General features: G+C 60.8%; 14 protein-coding genes. 7 read left to right on the top strand and 7 right to left on the bottom strand.

What is annotated here, in order from left to right; all coding sequences use genetic code 11:
• Window positions 1-217: 217 nt before the first annotated feature.
• The gene (locus tag AC1965_RS02410; protein WP_483885715.1) at window positions 218-1786 is read left to right on the top strand and encodes a 2-isopropylmalate synthase; all 1569 of its coding nucleotides are present in this window, start codon (window positions 218-220) and stop codon (window positions 1784-1786) included.
• Between the two features lie 44 nt (window positions 1787-1830).
• Here AC1965_RS02410 and AC1965_RS02405 read toward each other — a convergent pair whose 3' ends face one another.
• Window positions 1831-2262, bottom strand: a complete 432-nt coding sequence (locus tag AC1965_RS02405; RefSeq protein WP_483885714.1) for a DsrE family protein — start codon at window positions 2260-2262, stop codon at window positions 1831-1833.
• Window positions 2263-2346: 84 nt separating this feature from the next.
• Window positions 2347-2934: a VOC family protein gene (locus AC1965_RS02400; protein ID WP_483885713.1), complete on the bottom strand. Its 588-nt coding sequence runs from the start codon at window positions 2932-2934 to the stop codon at window positions 2347-2349.
• Between the two features lie 174 nt (window positions 2935-3108).
• Here AC1965_RS02400 and AC1965_RS02395 point away from each other — a divergent pair, with 174 nt between their 5' ends.
• From AC1965_RS02395 to AC1965_RS02370, 6 genes are all read left to right on the top strand, one after another.
• Window positions 3109-4155 carry a rod shape-determining protein gene (locus AC1965_RS02395; RefSeq protein ID WP_483885712.1) on the top strand — a complete coding sequence of 349 codons (1047 nt, stop codon included), beginning with the start codon at window positions 3109-3111 and terminating at the stop codon, window positions 4153-4155.
• Window positions 4156-4226: 71 nt separating this feature from the next.
• Window positions 4227-5132: a rod shape-determining protein MreC gene (gene mreC, locus AC1965_RS02390; RefSeq protein ID WP_483885711.1), complete on the top strand. Its 906-nt coding sequence runs from the start codon at window positions 4227-4229 to the stop codon at window positions 5130-5132.
• Window positions 5129-5668, top strand: a complete 540-nt coding sequence (locus AC1965_RS02385; protein WP_483885710.1) for a rod shape-determining protein MreD — start codon at window positions 5129-5131, stop codon at window positions 5666-5668. Before mreC ends, AC1965_RS02385 begins: the two co-directional genes overlap by 4 nt.
• Window positions 5669-5699: 31 nt before the next feature.
• The gene (mrdA, locus tag AC1965_RS02380) at window positions 5700-7643 is read left to right on the top strand and encodes a penicillin-binding protein 2 (protein ID WP_483885709.1); all 1944 of its coding nucleotides are present in this window, start codon (window positions 5700-5702) and stop codon (window positions 7641-7643) included.
• Window positions 7640-8779 carry a rod shape-determining protein RodA gene (gene rodA, locus AC1965_RS02375; protein WP_483885708.1) on the top strand — a complete coding sequence of 380 codons (1140 nt, stop codon included), beginning with the start codon at window positions 7640-7642 and terminating at the stop codon, window positions 8777-8779. The genes mrdA and rodA overlap by 4 nt, the downstream gene beginning before the upstream one ends.
• Before the next feature lie 3 nt (window positions 8780-8782).
• Window positions 8783-9715, top strand: coding sequence for a 2-hydroxyacid dehydrogenase (locus tag AC1965_RS02370; protein ID WP_483885707.1), 933 nt, complete (start codon window positions 8783-8785; stop codon window positions 9713-9715).
• 1 nt (window position 9716) lies between these two features.
• On the opposite strand, the gene AC1965_RS02365 is transcribed toward AC1965_RS02370, so the two are convergent.
• From AC1965_RS02365 to AC1965_RS02345, 5 genes are all read right to left on the bottom strand, one after another.
• A complete protein-coding gene (locus tag AC1965_RS02365) occupies window positions 9717-11729 on the bottom strand; it encodes a M3 family metallopeptidase (protein WP_483885706.1) in 2013 nt (670 codons plus the stop codon).
• A 48-nt stretch (window positions 11730-11777) separates the two neighbouring features.
• Window positions 11778-12809 carry a HesA/MoeB/ThiF family protein gene (locus tag AC1965_RS02360; RefSeq protein WP_483885705.1) on the bottom strand — a complete coding sequence of 344 codons (1032 nt, stop codon included), beginning with the start codon at window positions 12807-12809 and terminating at the stop codon, window positions 11778-11780.
• Complete coding sequence (gene dut, locus AC1965_RS02355) at window positions 12809-13261, bottom strand: dUTP diphosphatase (RefSeq protein WP_483885704.1); 453 nt, start codon at window positions 13259-13261, stop codon at window positions 12809-12811. The genes AC1965_RS02360 and dut overlap by 1 nt, the downstream gene beginning before the upstream one ends.
• A gap of 10 nt (window positions 13262-13271) precedes the next feature.
• Entirely contained in the window at window positions 13272-14465 is a 1194-nt protein-coding gene (coaBC, locus tag AC1965_RS02350) for a bifunctional phosphopantothenoylcysteine decarboxylase/phosphopantothenate--cysteine ligase CoaBC (RefSeq protein ID WP_483885703.1), read from the bottom strand.
• A gap of 172 nt (window positions 14466-14637) precedes the next feature.
• Window positions 14638-15516 carry an RNA polymerase factor sigma-32 gene (locus AC1965_RS02345; protein ID WP_483885702.1) on the bottom strand — a complete coding sequence of 293 codons (879 nt, stop codon included), beginning with the start codon at window positions 15514-15516 and terminating at the stop codon, window positions 14638-14640.
• Between the last annotated feature and the right edge of the window lie 37 nt (window positions 15517-15553).

The following is a 15553-nucleotide window of genomic DNA, read 5'->3' as shown; positions in this document are numbered from 1 at the left end:
AACAAAACCATGCTGCCCCCTTTCCATTTGAAAAACGCCCGGTATAACAGTCGCCATGACACAGGCCGTCCATAATGCGACCCTGCCGCGCCCCTGCGCGGGCCTGCTGCGTGCCAACCTACTGCTGCTAATCCGCCTCTGAGCGTGCCATTCGGCGCGCCCGCTCAGAGGGACATGCGCGCGCGCCACGGAATTTAGCAAACGAAAGAATCCAAGAATGACCGATACAGCAAAACAAGACCGCGTCTTGATTTTTGACACCACTTTGCGTGATGGCGAACAATCCCCCGGCGCAACAATGACCCATGCCGAAAAGATTGAGATCGCAGCGCTGCTGGATGAAATGGGCGTCGATATCATCGAGGCAGGTTTCCCCATCGCCTCCGAAGGTGACTTCAACGCCGTAAGCGAGATCGCCCGCCAGAGCCAGAATGCCGTGATCTGTGGTCTCGCCCGCGCCCAGCTTGGCGATATCGACCGCTGTTGGGAGGCGGTAAAACATGCCCGCCAGCCGCGCATTCATACCTTTATCGGCACCTCGCCGCTGCACCGCGCCATCCCGAACCTGACAAAGGACGAAATGGCCGACCGCATCCACGAAACCGTAACCCATGCGCGCAATCTGTGCGAGAACGTGCAGTGGTCCCCGATGGATGCGACAAGGACGGAGCTTGATTATCTTTACCGGACCGTCGAAATCGCGATCAAGGCCGGGGCGACGACGATCAACATCCCCGATACCGTCGGCTATACCGCCCCGCGCGAAAGCGCTGAGCTGATCCGTAAGCTGCTCGAAAACGTACCGGGCGCGGATGAGATCATTTTCGCCACGCACTGCCACAATGACCTTGGCATGGCGACGGCCAACAGCCTTGCTGCGGTCGAAGCTGGTGCGCGGCAGGTCGAATGTACCATCAACGGCTTGGGCGAACGCGCGGGCAACACCGCGCTTGAAGAGGTTGTGATGGCGCTGAAGGTGCGCAATGACATCATGCCCTACCGCACGCAGATCGACAGCACCAAGCTTATGAACATATCGCGCCGGGTCGCGGCTGTTTCGGGCTTTGCAGTGCAGTACAACAAGGCGATCGTCGGCAAGAACGCATTTGCGCACGAATCCGGCATTCACCAAGACGGCATGCTGAAAAACGCTGAAACCTTTGAAATCATGCGACCAGAGGACGTGGGCCTGACCGAGACAAATATCGTCATGGGCAAGCATTCGGGCCGCGCCGCACTGCGTTCCAAGCTTGAGGATCTCGGGTTTGAGTTGGGGGATAACCAGCTCAAGGATGTCTTTGTGCGGTTCAAGGAATTGGCCGACCGCAAAAAGGAAATCTACGAAGAAGACCTGATCGCCCTCATGCGCACCGCGACCGACCCCGAGGAAGATCGCGTACGCCTGAAATCAATGACCGTTGTCTGCGGCACCGAAGGTCCGCAGAAGGCCGATATGGTGCTGACGGTTGATGGGCTTGAACACACGACCTCTCAGACCGGGGACGGCCCGGTTGATGCCGCGTTCAACTGCATCAAGGTGCTGGTGCCTCACACCGCGCGCCTGCAACTTTATCAGGTGCATGCAGTGACCGAAGGCACCGACGCGCAGGCCACAGTGTCAGTGCGGATGGAAGAAGAAGGCCGGATCGTGACCGGACAGTCAGCAGATACTGACACGGTTGTCGCTTCGGTACGCGCCTATATCCATGCCCTGAACCGCCTGCTTGTGCGCCGTGAAAAGGGCGGCACGGACCGACGAGAAATCCACTACAAAGACGTTGGTTAATACCAATCACGGGGCGGCCCTTTCCAGGGTCGCCCCATTGATTTTCAGGGTCGCACGTAGGCATATCCATCTTCTTGCAACTCGATCAGGCGAACCACACCTGACGGCACAACTGTGGCTTCTGACATCAACGGGACGTCTTTGCCGGCGTTTTCCTGCATGGCACGATGGGTATTGCCGCAGGCCGCAAAGGTCACGTTATCCATCTCCAGCGACATGACGCTGATCCGGTCCTCGACAGGGCTTTTGCCCGCAACCAGCATGTTCAGACCGGGACCATAGGTCACCACCTCTACCTCGACCGTATCACCGACGGATTCGTAATAGCTGATCACGTTCGAGACGTTGTTGAGCGCCATATTCATGACCTGCGGATCATTTTCGTCGACATGGATCGCGACCTTATGCGATTTGCCCTCAGCCAACGCCATGACAGGCGCCATTGCAACGAACATGGCCAATATCAGATATTTCATCGCTTGTTCCTCTCTCCCAAAGCAAAAGCGTCGGCCAACTCCGCGTGAAAAGCAACTACGTATTCGAATATGTGATGTCGATGCTCAGCCCTGATATGGGTTCTGTGGCCCGCGATCTTCGCTCAGTGACGCTTGGCTACGCTCCACGATCTTTACGCTGGCATCCGCCAGATGCTGGCGCTGAATATGATCATCCCCCGCCGCCACCCGCAGTTTATGCGCCTCAATCATCACCTGTGCATGGCTGGCGCCACGCGGCGGGATAAAGGTGTAACAAGCCAGTTCGATGAGCAGCCCCAGCGGGTCTTTGAAATAGATCGAGAACATGAAGCCCCGGTCCTTAACCCCCGAATGTCCAATGCCCCGCGCCTCTAACCGCTCGATTGCCTGATCAAACATTGCCCTGTCCACTTCGAACGCGAGATGGTGCACACAACCCGGATCGGTGGGCGTGCGGCGATGCACAGGCTTGCGCGCCTCATTAGTGAAAATCGTGATCAACCGGCCGTCGCCGGGATCAAAGTACAAATGTCCCTCGTCGGGGTCGTCCAGATTGGGCTGGTCAAAGATGAAAGGCATACCCAAAACCCCCTCCCAAAAGTCGATCGAGCTTTGCCGATCCGCCCCCGTCAAGGTGATGTGGTGCACCCCAAGAACCTGAATTTTCTGCATGCTATTTTCCTGACTTCTTGCGTGATCCCTGTTTAGCATAGCGCAGCGGCGATATCGTGCCAGCTTTCCGGTGATCCCCCTTCCACCCAGAGACACCCCAGCCTATAAGGGCCTCTAGCCCGCCTCAGATAGAGTCGTCGGGCCAATACGAATTTTTGCAAGGTCACACTGCCCATGTCCATATTTGATCAATTTCGCGGTCTTTTCTCCTCCGACATGGCGATTGACCTAGGCACCGCAAACACGCTGGTTTACGTCAAGGGCAAGGGGATCGTATTGTCTGAACCCTCTGTCGTGGCCTACCACGTCAAGGACGGCGTCAAAAAGGTGCTGGCCGTGGGCGAAGACGCCAAGCTGATGCTGGGCCGCACACCGGGCAGCATCGAGGCGATCCGCCCGATGCGCGAAGGGGTGATCGCCGATTTCGACACTGCCGAAGAGATGATCAAACACTTCATCCGCAAGGTTCACAAACGCTCAACCTTTTCCAAACCCAAGATCATCGTCTGCGTGCCCCACGGCGCGACCCCGGTTGAAAAACGTGCGATCCGCACCTCAGTGCTAAGCGCAGGCGCGCGTCGCGCCGGACTGATCGCAGAACCCATTGCCGCAGCCATCGGTGCAGGTATGCCCATCACTGATCCAACTGGTAACATGGTTGTCGATATCGGCGGCGGCACCACGGAAGTTGCCGTTCTGTCGCTTGGCGATATTGTCTACGCCCGGTCGGTGCGCGTTGGGGGTGACCGCATGGATGAGGCAATCATCAGCTATCTGCGCCGCCAGCAGAACCTGCTGATCGGGGAAACCACAGCCGAACGTGTGAAAACGTCCATCGGGACGGCGCGGATGCCCGACGACGGGCGCGGCACATCAATGCAGATCCGTGGCCGCGACCTGCTCAACGGTGTCCCAAAGGAAATCGAGGTCACACAGGCGCAGATCGCCGAAGCGCTGGCCGAACCCGTACAGCAGATTTGCGAAGCGGTGATGACCGCGCTGGAAACCACCCCACCCGATCTGGCCGCCGACATTGTCGACCGCGGTGTGATGCTGACCGGCGGTGGCGCGTTGCTGGGCGATTTGGACCTGGCGCTGCGAGAACAGACAGGGCTGGCGATTTCGGTGGCCGATGAACCGCTCAACTGTGTGGCGCTTGGCACCGGCAAGGCGCTGGAATACGAAAAACAACTGCGCCACGCCATCGACTACGACAGCTAAGGCTGGCAAAATAGCCAAACCCGGATTGCGGCGCAGATGCCCGGCCTCCCCGGGCGGGAGTTTCAGGGAATATGGCCAGAGATAGATCAAGCTCCAATGATTTTACCGGCCCTTTGCGCCGGTTGCTGCTGGCTGTGCTGGTATTGGTGCTCACTGCCGTATTTTTGTTGTGGCGCATCGACAGCCCGCGCGTTGAACGCTTTCGCGCGCAAATCACGGACCGTTTTGTGCCTAACCTCGATTGGGCCATGGCCCCGGTGACCGGCACCATCAACATGCTGCGCGATTACCAAAGTTATCAGCGGCTTGAGGCCCAGAACCGCGAGCTGCGCTCGGAATTGCGCAAGATGCAGGCTTGGAAAGAAGCCGCAGTGCAACTCGAACAGGAAAACGCCCGCCTGCTCGATCTGAACAACGTGCGGCTGGACCCGCGGCTGACCGTGATCTCTGGCGTGGTGCTGGCCGATTCCGGCTCGCCCTTTCGGCAGTCGGTGCTGTTGAATGTCGGCGCGCGTGACGGCATCGTCGAAGGCTGGGCAACGATGGACGGTATCGGCCTTGTCGGGCGTATTTCGGGCGTCGCTAAAAACACGTCGCGGGTGATCCTGCTAACTGACGCCAGCAGCCGCATCCCCGCCACGATCCAGCCCTCCGGGCAACGCGCCATTGTCGCGGGAGACAATTCTGCGGCGCCGCCGATTGATTTCCTTGAAAGCCCCGATCTGGTGCGCCCCGGCGACCGGGTGATCAGTTCGGGCGATGGTGGTGTATTTCCTGCCGGGCTTCTGATCGGTCAGGTCGCTGCAGACCCCGGTGGCCGGCTTCGTGTGCGGCTGGCTGCCGATTACGAACGGCTGGAATTTCTGCGCGTGCTGCGCCACCATGGCAATGAAAAGGTATCTGACACGGCGCAGGTCATCACCCCGAACGGGCCGCTGGCAGACATCACTGTGCAGCCGGAAGAGGTGCAACAGTGACCGACCTGTCACAAACCCGGCTATGGCTGATGCGGGTCGGTTTCGTCTTTCTGGCGCTCTTGATCCTGTTCTTTCACCTGCTACCGCTGGAAACCACGCCGCGCAGTTGGGCGGGGCCGGACCTCTTGCTCAGCTTTGCCTTTGCGTGGTGCCTACGACGGCCTGAATACGTGCCTGCGCTGTTCCTTGCCCTGACATTTCTGCTGGCCGATTTGCTGCTGCAACGCCCCCCCGGCTTGTGGTCACTGCTGGCACTGCTGGGCTGCGAGAACCTGAAGTCGCGCGGGCGAAACCTGCGCGATGCCAGCTTTGTCGCCGAGTGGCTGACCGTCGGGCTGGTTCTGACGGTGATCACCTTCGCGAACCGGATCATCCTTGCCCTGGTCCTGATCGAGCCTCCCGCCCTGGCGCTGACCCTTTCAGAACTGATGATGACCGTGCTATTCTACCCCCTGATCGTACTGGTCACCCACGGGCTGATGGGGGTGCGAAAATCCGCGCCCGGCGATCTTGATGCCCTAGGCCAGAGGGTGTGAGGCCAGCGGGTATGATGAAAGCCACAAAGCCATGAGACGCAACCGTGCCGACAATGACGCCAGTCATTCCAAACTGACCCGCCGCGCGGCCTTGCTCGGCGGGGCGCAACTGCTGTTCATGGGCGGGCTGGCAGCGCGGATGCGCTATCTTCAGGTCGATCAGGCAGACCAGTTTCGCCTGCTGGCCGAAGAGAACCGTATCAACATCCGCCTGATCCCCCCCGCGCGGGGCGAAATTTTTGACCGCAACGGCATGCGGTTGGCGCAGAACGTGCCGTCCTACCGGATCGTACTGGTGCGCGAGGATGCCGGTGATGTCGATGCCGTCATGGCCAAACTTGCTCAGGTGATCCAGATTGATCCTGAGGTCCGCGCCCGCGCCATGGCCGAGATCAACCGCTCGGCGCCGTTTCTGCCCGTGACCATTGTGGACGATGTCAGTTGGGACGACGTCAGCCGTGTCAGCGTCAATGCCCCGGCCTTGCCTGGCGTCACACCCGAGGTGGGCCTGACACGGGTCTACCCACGCGGGTCCGACTTTGCCCATGTGGTGGGCCGCGTCGGCCGCGTCAGCCAAGCGGATCTTGATGCCTTGGAAGATCCCGATCAGGTGCTGCGCATCCCACGTTTCCAGATCGGCAAGATCAACGTCGAAGCCCGCGCCGAAAGCGCGCTGCGCGGCAGCGCCGGCACCAAACAGGTCGAGGTCAACGCAACCGGGCGCGTGATGCGCGAACTGGCCCGCCGCGAAGGCCAGGCCGGGGCCGATATTCAGTTGACGGTGGACGCCAAGCTGCAAGGCTATGTGCAGGCCCGTCTGGGGGACGAAAGCGCCGCCGTAGTAATGATCGATTGCGAAAACGGTGACCTGGCCGCGCTCGCCTCGTCGCCCAGCTATGATCCAAACCTGTTCATCGGCGGCATATCGTCGGCTGACTATGACCCGCTGCTGAATTCGAAATACCGACCGCTGGTAAACAAAACTGTGCAGGGCACCTATCCGCCTGGATCGACGTTCAAGATGGTCGTGGCCATGGCCGCCATCGAAGAAGGCATCATAGGCCCCGATGAAACCGTCTACTGCCCCGGCCATCTAGAGGTCGCTGGCCGCCGCTTTCACTGCTGGAAACGGGCGGGCCACGGCTGGGTTGATTTGCAGAATTCGCTGAAACAATCCTGCGATGTTTATTATTACGACCTGGCACTGAAGGTCGGGATCGAAAAGATTTCGGCCATGGCCAACCGCTTTGGCCTTGGGGTGAAACATGAATTGGCGCTGTCGTCTGTCGCTGCGGGGCTGACCCCAACGAAGGAATGGAAAAAAGCCAACAGAGATGCCGATTGGGTGATTGGCGATACGGTGAACGCCTCTATCGGTCAGGGCTTTACACTTTCGTCGCCGCTGCAGCTCGCGGTGATGACAGCACGCCTTGCCACCGGACGCGAAATCGCGCCGCGGCTGATCAAGTCCATCGACGGCGTTGAACAGCCCACCGGGGCGGGCGGATCGCTGAACATGAACGAAAACAACCTGCGCAAAATGCGCCGCGCCATGTACGATGTGGTAAACGACCGCCGCGGGACTGGCTATCGCAGCCGCATCATCGACGATGCCATGCGCATGGCCGGGAAAAGTGGCACCAGCCAGGTGCGCAACATTACCGCCGCCGAACGCGCCCGCGGCGTGATCAGCAACGCCGATCTGCCTTGGGAACGGCGTGACCACGCGCTTTTCGTTAGTTTTGCCCCCTATGATGCCCCGCGCTATGCGGTAGCGGTGCTGGTGGAACACGGCGGCGGTGGTTCGACCGCTGCAGCACCCATTGCGCGTGACGTTCTATTGCAAGCGATGGCTGGCGGTGAACCCCCGCTTGAGGCCTATCCGACCGCCGACCGCGCCCGTATTGCCGCCCAGCAGGAACGCCTGCGCGATGTCCGTCCCGAGGCGGCAATCCACGGGAACGATCAGGCGTGAGCTATCTTGAACATACCGTCAAATCCGTCCCCACAGGTCTGCGCAAGGTGCTGTACCTGAACTGGCCGCTTGCGATTTTGCTGTCCAGTGTCAGCGGCATCGGTTTTTTGATGCTCTACTCGGTGGCAGGCGGCAGTTTTGACCCATGGGCCGAACCTCAGATGAAACGCTTTGGCCTTGGAATGGCGTTGATGATCGGGGTGGCGATGGTGCCGATCTGGTTGTGGCGCAACCTGGCCGGGGTGGCCTATGGCGGTACGCTGCTGCTGCTTGTGGCGGTTGAACTTTTCGGGTCCGTTGGCATGGGCGCGCAACGCTGGATCGATTTAGGCTTCATGCGGCTGCAACCGTCAGAGCTGATGAAGATCACTTTGGTGATGTTCCTCGCCGCCTATTACGACTGGCTGCCCGCACGCAAGACCTCGCGCCCCTTCTGGGTGTTGCTCCCGCTGATGATCATTATCGTTCCGACCGCGCTGGTGCTCAAACAGCCCGACCTTGGCACGGCGATCCTGCTGCTGGCGGCGGGCGGTGGCGTGATGTTTCTGGCCGGTGTTCACTGGGCGTATTTCACCGCCGTGGTCGCGGCGGCCATCGGGCTGGTTACAACCGTCTTCCAGTCGCGCGGCACGCCGTGGCAACTGTTGAAAGACTACCAATACCGCCGCATTGATACGTTTCTCGATCCCAGTTCCGACCCGCTGGGGGCAGGCTATCACATCACCCAGTCCAAGATCGCGCTGGGGTCTGGCGGCTGGGCCGGGCGTGGGTATATGCAGGGCACACAATCGCGGCTGAACTTCCTGCCCGAAAAACACACCGACTTCATCTTTACCACCCTCGCCGAAGAGTTCGGTTTTGTTGGCGGGTTCTCCCTGCTTGGGCTTTATGCCCTGATCATCGTGTTCTGCGTCGCGACCGCGCTCAAAAACAAGGACCGGTTTTCATCCCTGCTGACGCTCTCCATTGCGCTTAATTTCTTTTTGTTCTTTGCCGTCAATATGTCGATGGTCATGGGGCTGGCCCCGGTTGTCGGCGTGCCGTTGCCGCTGGTCAGCTATGGCGGCTCTGCGATGCTTGTCCTGCTGCTGGCCTTTGGGCTGGTGCAATCGGCCCATGTTCACAGACCAAGGTAGCCTATGCCCCTCAATATCCTATTTGCCGCCCGCCCCGAACGCTGGATAATCTACGAAGCACCGCTGCGCGCTGCCTTGGCCAAAGCTGGGATCGACGCCCATCTGGCACAGGACATCGCGCCTGCTGACGTCGATTACATTGTCTATGCGCCCAACAGCGCGCTACAGGATTTCACCCCCTACACCCGCGCCAAGGCAGTGCTGAACCTCTGGGCAGGGGTCGAAAACATCACAGGCAATCAGACCCTTACGATCCCGCTGGCCCGCATGGTCGATCCGGGACTGACCAAGGGCATGGTGGAATGGGTCACCGGCCATGTCATGCGGTATCATCTGGGACTGGACATCGACATCCTGAACCGCAGCACTGACTGGGTGCAACGCACCCCGCCTCTGGCGCATGAACGCGGCGTCGTGATCTTTGGCCTCGGCGCGCTGGGACAGGCCGTGGCACGGACGCTGGTCGGTCTTGGCTTTGACATCAGCGGCTGGTCGCGCAGCGAAAAAGACGTGGCAGGTGTGCGTTGCCTACACGGCGAGGACGGGCTGTCAGAGGCGCTGTCGCGGGCCGAAATCGCCGTTCTGCTGATGCCCGACACCCCGGCCACCAACAATGTCATCAACGCCGACACCCTGGCCCAAATGCCGCGCGGCGCCTTTATCATCAATCCCGGACGGGGGCCGCTGATTGACGATGACGCGCTTTTGGGGGCGCTCGACGACGGCCAGATTGCGCACGCCACGCTGGACGTTTTCCGGGTAGAGCCGCTGCCTTCGGATCACCCCTATTGGGCCGATCCGAAGGTGACCGTTACGCCGCATATCGCCGCCGAAACCCGCGCCGACACTGCGTCAGAGGTGATCGTGGAAAACATCCGTCGCGGCGAGACGGGCGCGCCCTTCCTGCATCTGGTGGACCGCGCCCTAGGCTATTAGATCAGGCCGCCAACCCCCGCCCCTTGAGCAAGGCCGCCACACCCGGCAGACGTCCCCGAAACGCGGTGTACAATTCTGCCGGGTCGCGGCTGCCACCGGTCGACAGGATATGGGTCTCCAAAGCCTTGGCGCGCTCGGCATCGAATCCGCCACCCGCCTCTTCAAAGGCTTCAAACGCATCGGCGTCCATTACCTCGGACCACATATAGCTATAGTAGGCGCTGGAATAGCCATCTCCGGCAAAGACATGGGCAAACTGCGGTGTGGCATGACGCATGCGGATCGCGGCAGGCATCCCGAGCCCTGCCAGAACCTCAGCCTGCCGCGCCATTGCGTCAGCAGGCGGCGCACCGTCGTGAAAGTCTAGATCGACCAGCGCCGAGGCGACGTATTCCACCGTCTGAAATCCCATGTCAAAGGTCGCGGCCCCCAGCACCTTATCCAGCATCTCGCGCGGCATCGGCTGGCCGGTCTTGGCGTGGATCGCAAACTTTGCCAGCACCTCTGGCACCTCAAGCCAGTGTTCATAAAGCTGGCTGGGCAATTCCACGAAGTCACGTGCGACCGATGTGCCTGAAACGGATTCGTAGGTCACATCCGACAGCATTTGGTGCAAGGCATGGCCAAATTCATGAAACAGCGTTCGTGCATCGTCATAGGACAGTAGCGCCGGATCACCCTTGGCAAAGTTGCACACGTTGATGACGACCGGCGCCTGCGTGTCCGGGAACTTTGCCTGCGCCCGCATCGCCGAGCACCAGGCACCCGACCGTTTCGATCCGCGCGCGAAATAATCGCCGATGAACACCGCCACATGCTTGCCGCCGCGCGTCACCTCCCACGCCCGGCAATCGGGGTGGTAGAGCGGCACATCAAGAGGCGCAAATTCCAATCCGAACAGCCGGGTGGCGCAGTCAAAGGCCGCGTCGATCATCTGGTTCAACTGAAAATACGGTTTCATCGCGGCTTCGTCCAAATCATGCTCTGCCGTGCGCCGCATTTGCGCATAATAGCGCCAGTCCCACGGCTCTAACGGGCCGTTCACGCCGTCTTCCTGCATCATTGCCGTGAGCACCTGCGCATCCGCATCCGCCTGCGCCTTGGCCGGTTGCCAGACGGCCATAAGCAGATCACGCACCGCCGCCGGGGTCTTGGCCATCTCGGTTTCCAGCTTGTAAGTGGCAAAGTTGTCATAGCCAAGCAGCGACGCCCGTTCGGCCCGCAACGCCAGCGTTTCGGCCGCAATCGCGCGGTTGTCCGTGTCGCCGCCATTGGCACCCCGTGCTTCCCAGGCGCGAAATGCCTTTTCGCGCAGATCGCGACGCGGCGAAAATTGAAGGAACGGCACGATCAGGGACCGCGACAGCGTAACCACCGGACCATCCGCACCTTTTTCCACGCCCGCCGCACGGGCCGTGTCGATCACAAAATCAGGCAGACCGTCCAGATCGTCCTCGCTCAACGCCATGAACCAGCTACGCTCATCCGCCAGCAGGTTCTGGGTAAACTGCGTTCCCAAGACCGCCAACCGCGCCTTGATCTCTTTCATCCGCGCAGCGCTGTCCCCGGTCAGCGCAGCACCCGCGCGCACAAAGCCACGGTGCGTCAGCATCAGCACCCGCGCCTGCTCATCGCTCAAACTCAGGTTCTCCCGCGCGTCCCAGACTGCCGCAACACGCGCAAACAGCGCGGCATTGCCCGAAATTTCGGACTGGTGTGTGGCCAACAACGGCGAAAAATCGCGCTGCAATGCCTCTCGCGCCGGATTGCTGTCGGCCCCGGCCACTGTAAAGAAGACGCTCAGCACCTTGTCCAATTCCTTGCCCGATGCTTCCATTGCCTCGATCACATTGGCAAAGTCCGGTGGGGCGGGATTGGCGGCGATCGCATCAATCTCGGCCAGATGCGCTGCCAGCGCGGCCTCCAGCGCGGGGGTAAAATCCTCGTCGGTAATTTGATCGAAGGGGGCCAGCCCAAAGGGCGTATTCCAGTCTTGCAGCAGCGGGTTGTTCATGCGGATCTCCTTTGCCTCAACATAGGGGCGCAGGGGCAGCAGTTACAATCACCCGCCGCAGGTTTCGCAGCCTTCGCGCCGGGTCACGCCAATGGTGCGGCTTTCACCATAAAGCCCGTCATAGATCACCATTTGCCCGCGCAGCACACTACCCGCGCCCGTAATCAGCTTGATCGCCTCCTGCGCCATCATCGCACCAATGACACCGGGCAGCGGCCCTATTACCCCCGCCTCGGCGCAACTGGGCGCCAGCCCATCGGTCGGCGGCTGCGCAAAGATACAGCGATAGCACGGCGCGCCGCGTGCGGGGTCAAAAACGGTCAACTGCCCCTCCCACTGGCTCAATGCGCCCGAAATCATCGGCACGCCCGCCGCGACACAGGCGGCGTTGACCAGATAGCGGGTATCAAAGTTATCGCAGCCATCCAGAACCAGATCATATTCCGCCACCAAATCCGCTGCGATGTCAGCGGTCAGGCGGCGATGATAGGGGCGCACGGTCACAAAGGGGTTCTGCGCCAGCATTTCCGCCTGCGCCGAAAAAACCTTTGGGGTGCCGATCGCCGCATCCTTGTGGATCACCTGCCGCTGTAAATTGGCGCTTTCCACAACATCGTCGTCGATCACGCCGATGGTGCCGACCCCCGCCGCCGCAAGATATTGCAACACCGGTGCCCCTAGGCCCCCGGCACCGATCACCAGAACCTTGGCGTTTTTCAGCGCCTTCTGCCCCGCACCACCGACTTCACGCAGCACGATATGGCGTGCATAGCGCCCAAGTTCACTCTCGGAAAACGTGCCGCCGACGGGCTCCGCTGTTGGTGCCACGGCGCGTGCGCGCAACCGCAGCAACACCACGCGATATCCCGCCGCCAAGGCCGCGAACCCCGCCAGGATGAGCCATAGCGCTCCACTTTGCCCAGTCGCCTCGCGCAGCGGGTGCCCGTCAGGAAAGATCAACTGAATACCCAAAACCGCCAGAAACAACAACGCCACCAGCCCCAGACGCATCGCACGCGGTGCGCCCATCCAGCCGCTGCCGAACCAAAGCGCACCGGCAATAACCAATACCAGCAGCATCAATCCGCCCCAGTTGAGCCAAAGCCAGACGCGCCGCGCGCGGTCACGCTCAACCTGTCGGCCAGTTCAAACCGTGCCTGCACCACCGGTGCCACGACCATCTGTGCAATCCGCATCCCATGCGTCACCTCAAACGGCGCATCCCCGGTGTTGCCCAGGATCACCCCCACGACACCACGATAATCAGCGTCGATCGTGCCGGGACTATTGATCAGGGTGATCCCGTGTTTCAGCGCCAGCCCCGACCGGGGGCGCACCTGCACCTCAAACCCCTGCGGGATCTCCATGTGCAACCCCGTAGACACAAGCGCACGCGCACCGGCAGCCAAGACAATCGCGCCACCCGGCAGATTGGCCCGCAGATCGGCCCCCGCCGCACCCGGTGTCTGATACGCAGGCAAGCCCAGTGCTGCGTCCGCCGCATCGGCCCAAGTCAGCTTGATCACAACCACATCCGTCCCCTCAGGCCAGCGCCGCAGCGATCCGCGCCGCCAGCTTGGACGCCACCATATCCTTGCCCATACGCGGCCAATCCTCGGCCCCGTCATCGCTGATCAACGTCACGGCATTCTCATGTCCGCCCATGATGCCGGTTCCTTCGGACACATCATTGGCGACAATCCAATCACATCCCTTACGAACCCGCTTGGCTGTTGCATTGGCCAATACATCGTCGGTCTCGGCGGCAAATCCAACGACGAGCTTTGGCCGGTCCTTGTCCATCCGACTGACGGTTTTCAGAATGTCGGGATTTTCGGCAAACTCCAAACGTGGCAGGCCATCCTTGGACTTTTTCAACTTGCGTCCACTCGCGCCCTCAACCCGCCAGTCGGCAACTGCGGCGGCAAAAACCCCCGCATCGACAGGCAGCACGCCCTCGACCGCCGCCAGCATCTGCTGTGCCGTCTGCACCCGGATCACCTCAACACCCTCAGGCGGCGGCACATCGGCAGGCCCGGTTACAAACACCACATGCGCGCCCAACGCCGACAGCGCCCGCGCGATCGCGGTACCTTGCGCACCAGACGAGCGGTTGGCGATATAGCGCACCGGATCAATGGGTTCATGCGTCGGCCCGGACGTCACCAGCACCCGCTTGCCCTTCAACGGCCCATCCGCAAGCCGCGCCTCGACAGCCGCAACAATCTCCAGCGGCTCAGCCATGCGTCCAGGGCCAAACTCGCCGCAGGCCATGTCGCCATCGTTCGGACCTACCAATGTGATGCCATCACCGCGCAGTGTTTCAACGTTGCGCTGGGTCGCGGCGTGCTCCCACATCCGCACATTCATCGCAGGCGCCAGCAACACCGGCGTGTCGGTTGCCAACAGCAGTGTCGACGCCAGATCATTGGCCAGACCCTGTGCCATCTTGGCCATCAAATCCGCCGTCGCCGGGGCAACAACCAGCAGATCGGCCACACGGCTGAGCTGGATATGGCCCATCTCGGCCTCATCCCCCAAATCAAATAGATCGCGAAAAACCTTCTTTCCCGCCAATGCAGACACGGAAAGCGGCGTGACAAATTCCTCCCCCGCGCGCGTCAATACCGGGGTCACAGTGGCGCCACGTTCACGCAAGCGCCGGATCAGATCCAGCGATTTAAACGCCGCAATACCGCCCCCGATAATCAGCAGAATATGTTTGCCCTCCAGCATGATGCGCCCCTTATGATCTGCCGCTGGGCAAACCATAGTCCGACACACCCCGATCTGCCAGCCCCGCCAAGAGGCCAGCAACTGTACACGCTATGCTTTTTTGGACAATAAATACCCTCGGGGGGGCTGGGGGGCTGCCCCCCAGGTACATCCGTTTGCTCAGCGAGACGTTTCAGACCAAAAAGGCCATAACCTCACGCGATTGCTCCTGCAGGGATTTGCGCATCTTGCCAAAGGCCGCCGCCTCTAGCTGGCGCACACGCTCCTTGCTCAGGCTCAATTCATCGCCAAGGCTTTCCAGGGTCCGCGAAGGTTCGCGCAGCTTGCGTTCACGCACGATGAACTGCTCGCGCTCGGTCAGCCCCTGCATCGCGGCCACCAGCCAGCGCCGCAATTGCGCAGTGTCATGCGACTCTTCCACCCGTTCTGCCGCCTGGATACCGTCGTCGGCCAAGGCATCGATCCATTCGCGTCCTTCATCCTCTGCGGACTGGGTCGCATTCAGAGAATAATCCGACCCGGACAACCGCCCCTCCATCATCTCCACATCATGCAATGGCACGCCAATCTCGGTCGAGATCATCTGCCGTAGCTGGTGCCGATCCAGCGTTTCGCCTTGAGCTGTTGCCTCGCGCTCCAACCGCGCCTGTACCCGGCGCATGTTGAAAAACAACGATTTTTGGCTTGAGGTGGACCCGGTGCGCACCATCGACCAATTGCGCATCACGTGATCCTGAATGCTCGCCTTGATCCACCAGACCGCGTAGGTGGAAAACCGTACGCCCCGGTCGGGATCAAACTTGTCTGCCGCCTTCATCAGGCCCAGACCAGCCTCTTGAATCAGGTCATTCATCGGCGCGCCGTAGCGCTTGAATTTGCCCGCCATGGAAATGGCCAGACGCATATAGGCGGTGATTAACCGGTGCAGCGCCGCCTCATCGCGCTGGTCGCGCCAAGCATAGGCCAATGCCAGTTCGGTGTCGGCATCTAGCAGCTCTGCCTTCATTGCCGTGCGGGTGAGCGAAAATTCTCGCGCTGTTTGCAATGACATGTTTAAATCCCCCTGATCCACGGCGCATCTTGTGATG

The sequence above is a fragment of the Sulfitobacter sp. KMM 9851 genome (assembly GCF_057178245.1).
This window is presented reverse-complemented; position numbering and strand designations above follow the sequence as displayed.

What these genes read in the sequence shown, in the direction of transcription:
- AC1965_RS02400 (WP_483885713.1), bottom strand. Translation starts at nt 2,934, where the DNA reads ATGCAGAAAATTCAGGTTCTTGGGGTGCACCACATCACCTTGACGGGG.
- coaBC (WP_483885703.1), bottom strand. Translation starts at nt 14,465, where the DNA reads ATGCTGGAGGGCAAACATATTCTGCTGATTATCGGGGGCGGTATTGCG.
- AC1965_RS02345 (WP_483885702.1), bottom strand. Translation starts at nt 15,516, where the DNA reads ATGTCATTGCAAACAGCGCGAGAATTTTCGCTCACCCGCACGGCAATG.
- AC1965_RS02410 (WP_483885715.1), top strand. Translation starts at nt 218, where the DNA reads ATGACCGATACAGCAAAACAAGACCGCGTCTTGATTTTTGACACCACT.
- AC1965_RS02360 (WP_483885705.1), bottom strand. Translation starts at nt 12,809, where the DNA reads ATGCTGCTGGTATTGGTTATTGCCGGTGCGCTTTGGTTCGGCAGCGGC.
- mrdA (WP_483885709.1), top strand. Translation starts at nt 5,700, where the DNA reads ATGAGACGCAACCGTGCCGACAATGACGCCAGTCATTCCAAACTGACC.
- AC1965_RS02370 (WP_483885707.1), top strand. Translation starts at nt 8,783, where the DNA reads ATGCCCCTCAATATCCTATTTGCCGCCCGCCCCGAACGCTGGATAATC.
- AC1965_RS02395 (WP_483885712.1), top strand. Translation starts at nt 3,109, where the DNA reads ATGTCCATATTTGATCAATTTCGCGGTCTTTTCTCCTCCGACATGGCG.
- mreC (WP_483885711.1), top strand. Translation starts at nt 4,227, where the DNA reads ATGGCCAGAGATAGATCAAGCTCCAATGATTTTACCGGCCCTTTGCGC.
- AC1965_RS02405 (WP_483885714.1), bottom strand. Translation starts at nt 2,262, where the DNA reads ATGAAATATCTGATATTGGCCATGTTCGTTGCAATGGCGCCTGTCATG.
- AC1965_RS02365 (WP_483885706.1), bottom strand. Translation starts at nt 11,729, where the DNA reads ATGAACAACCCGCTGCTGCAAGACTGGAATACGCCCTTTGGGCTGGCC.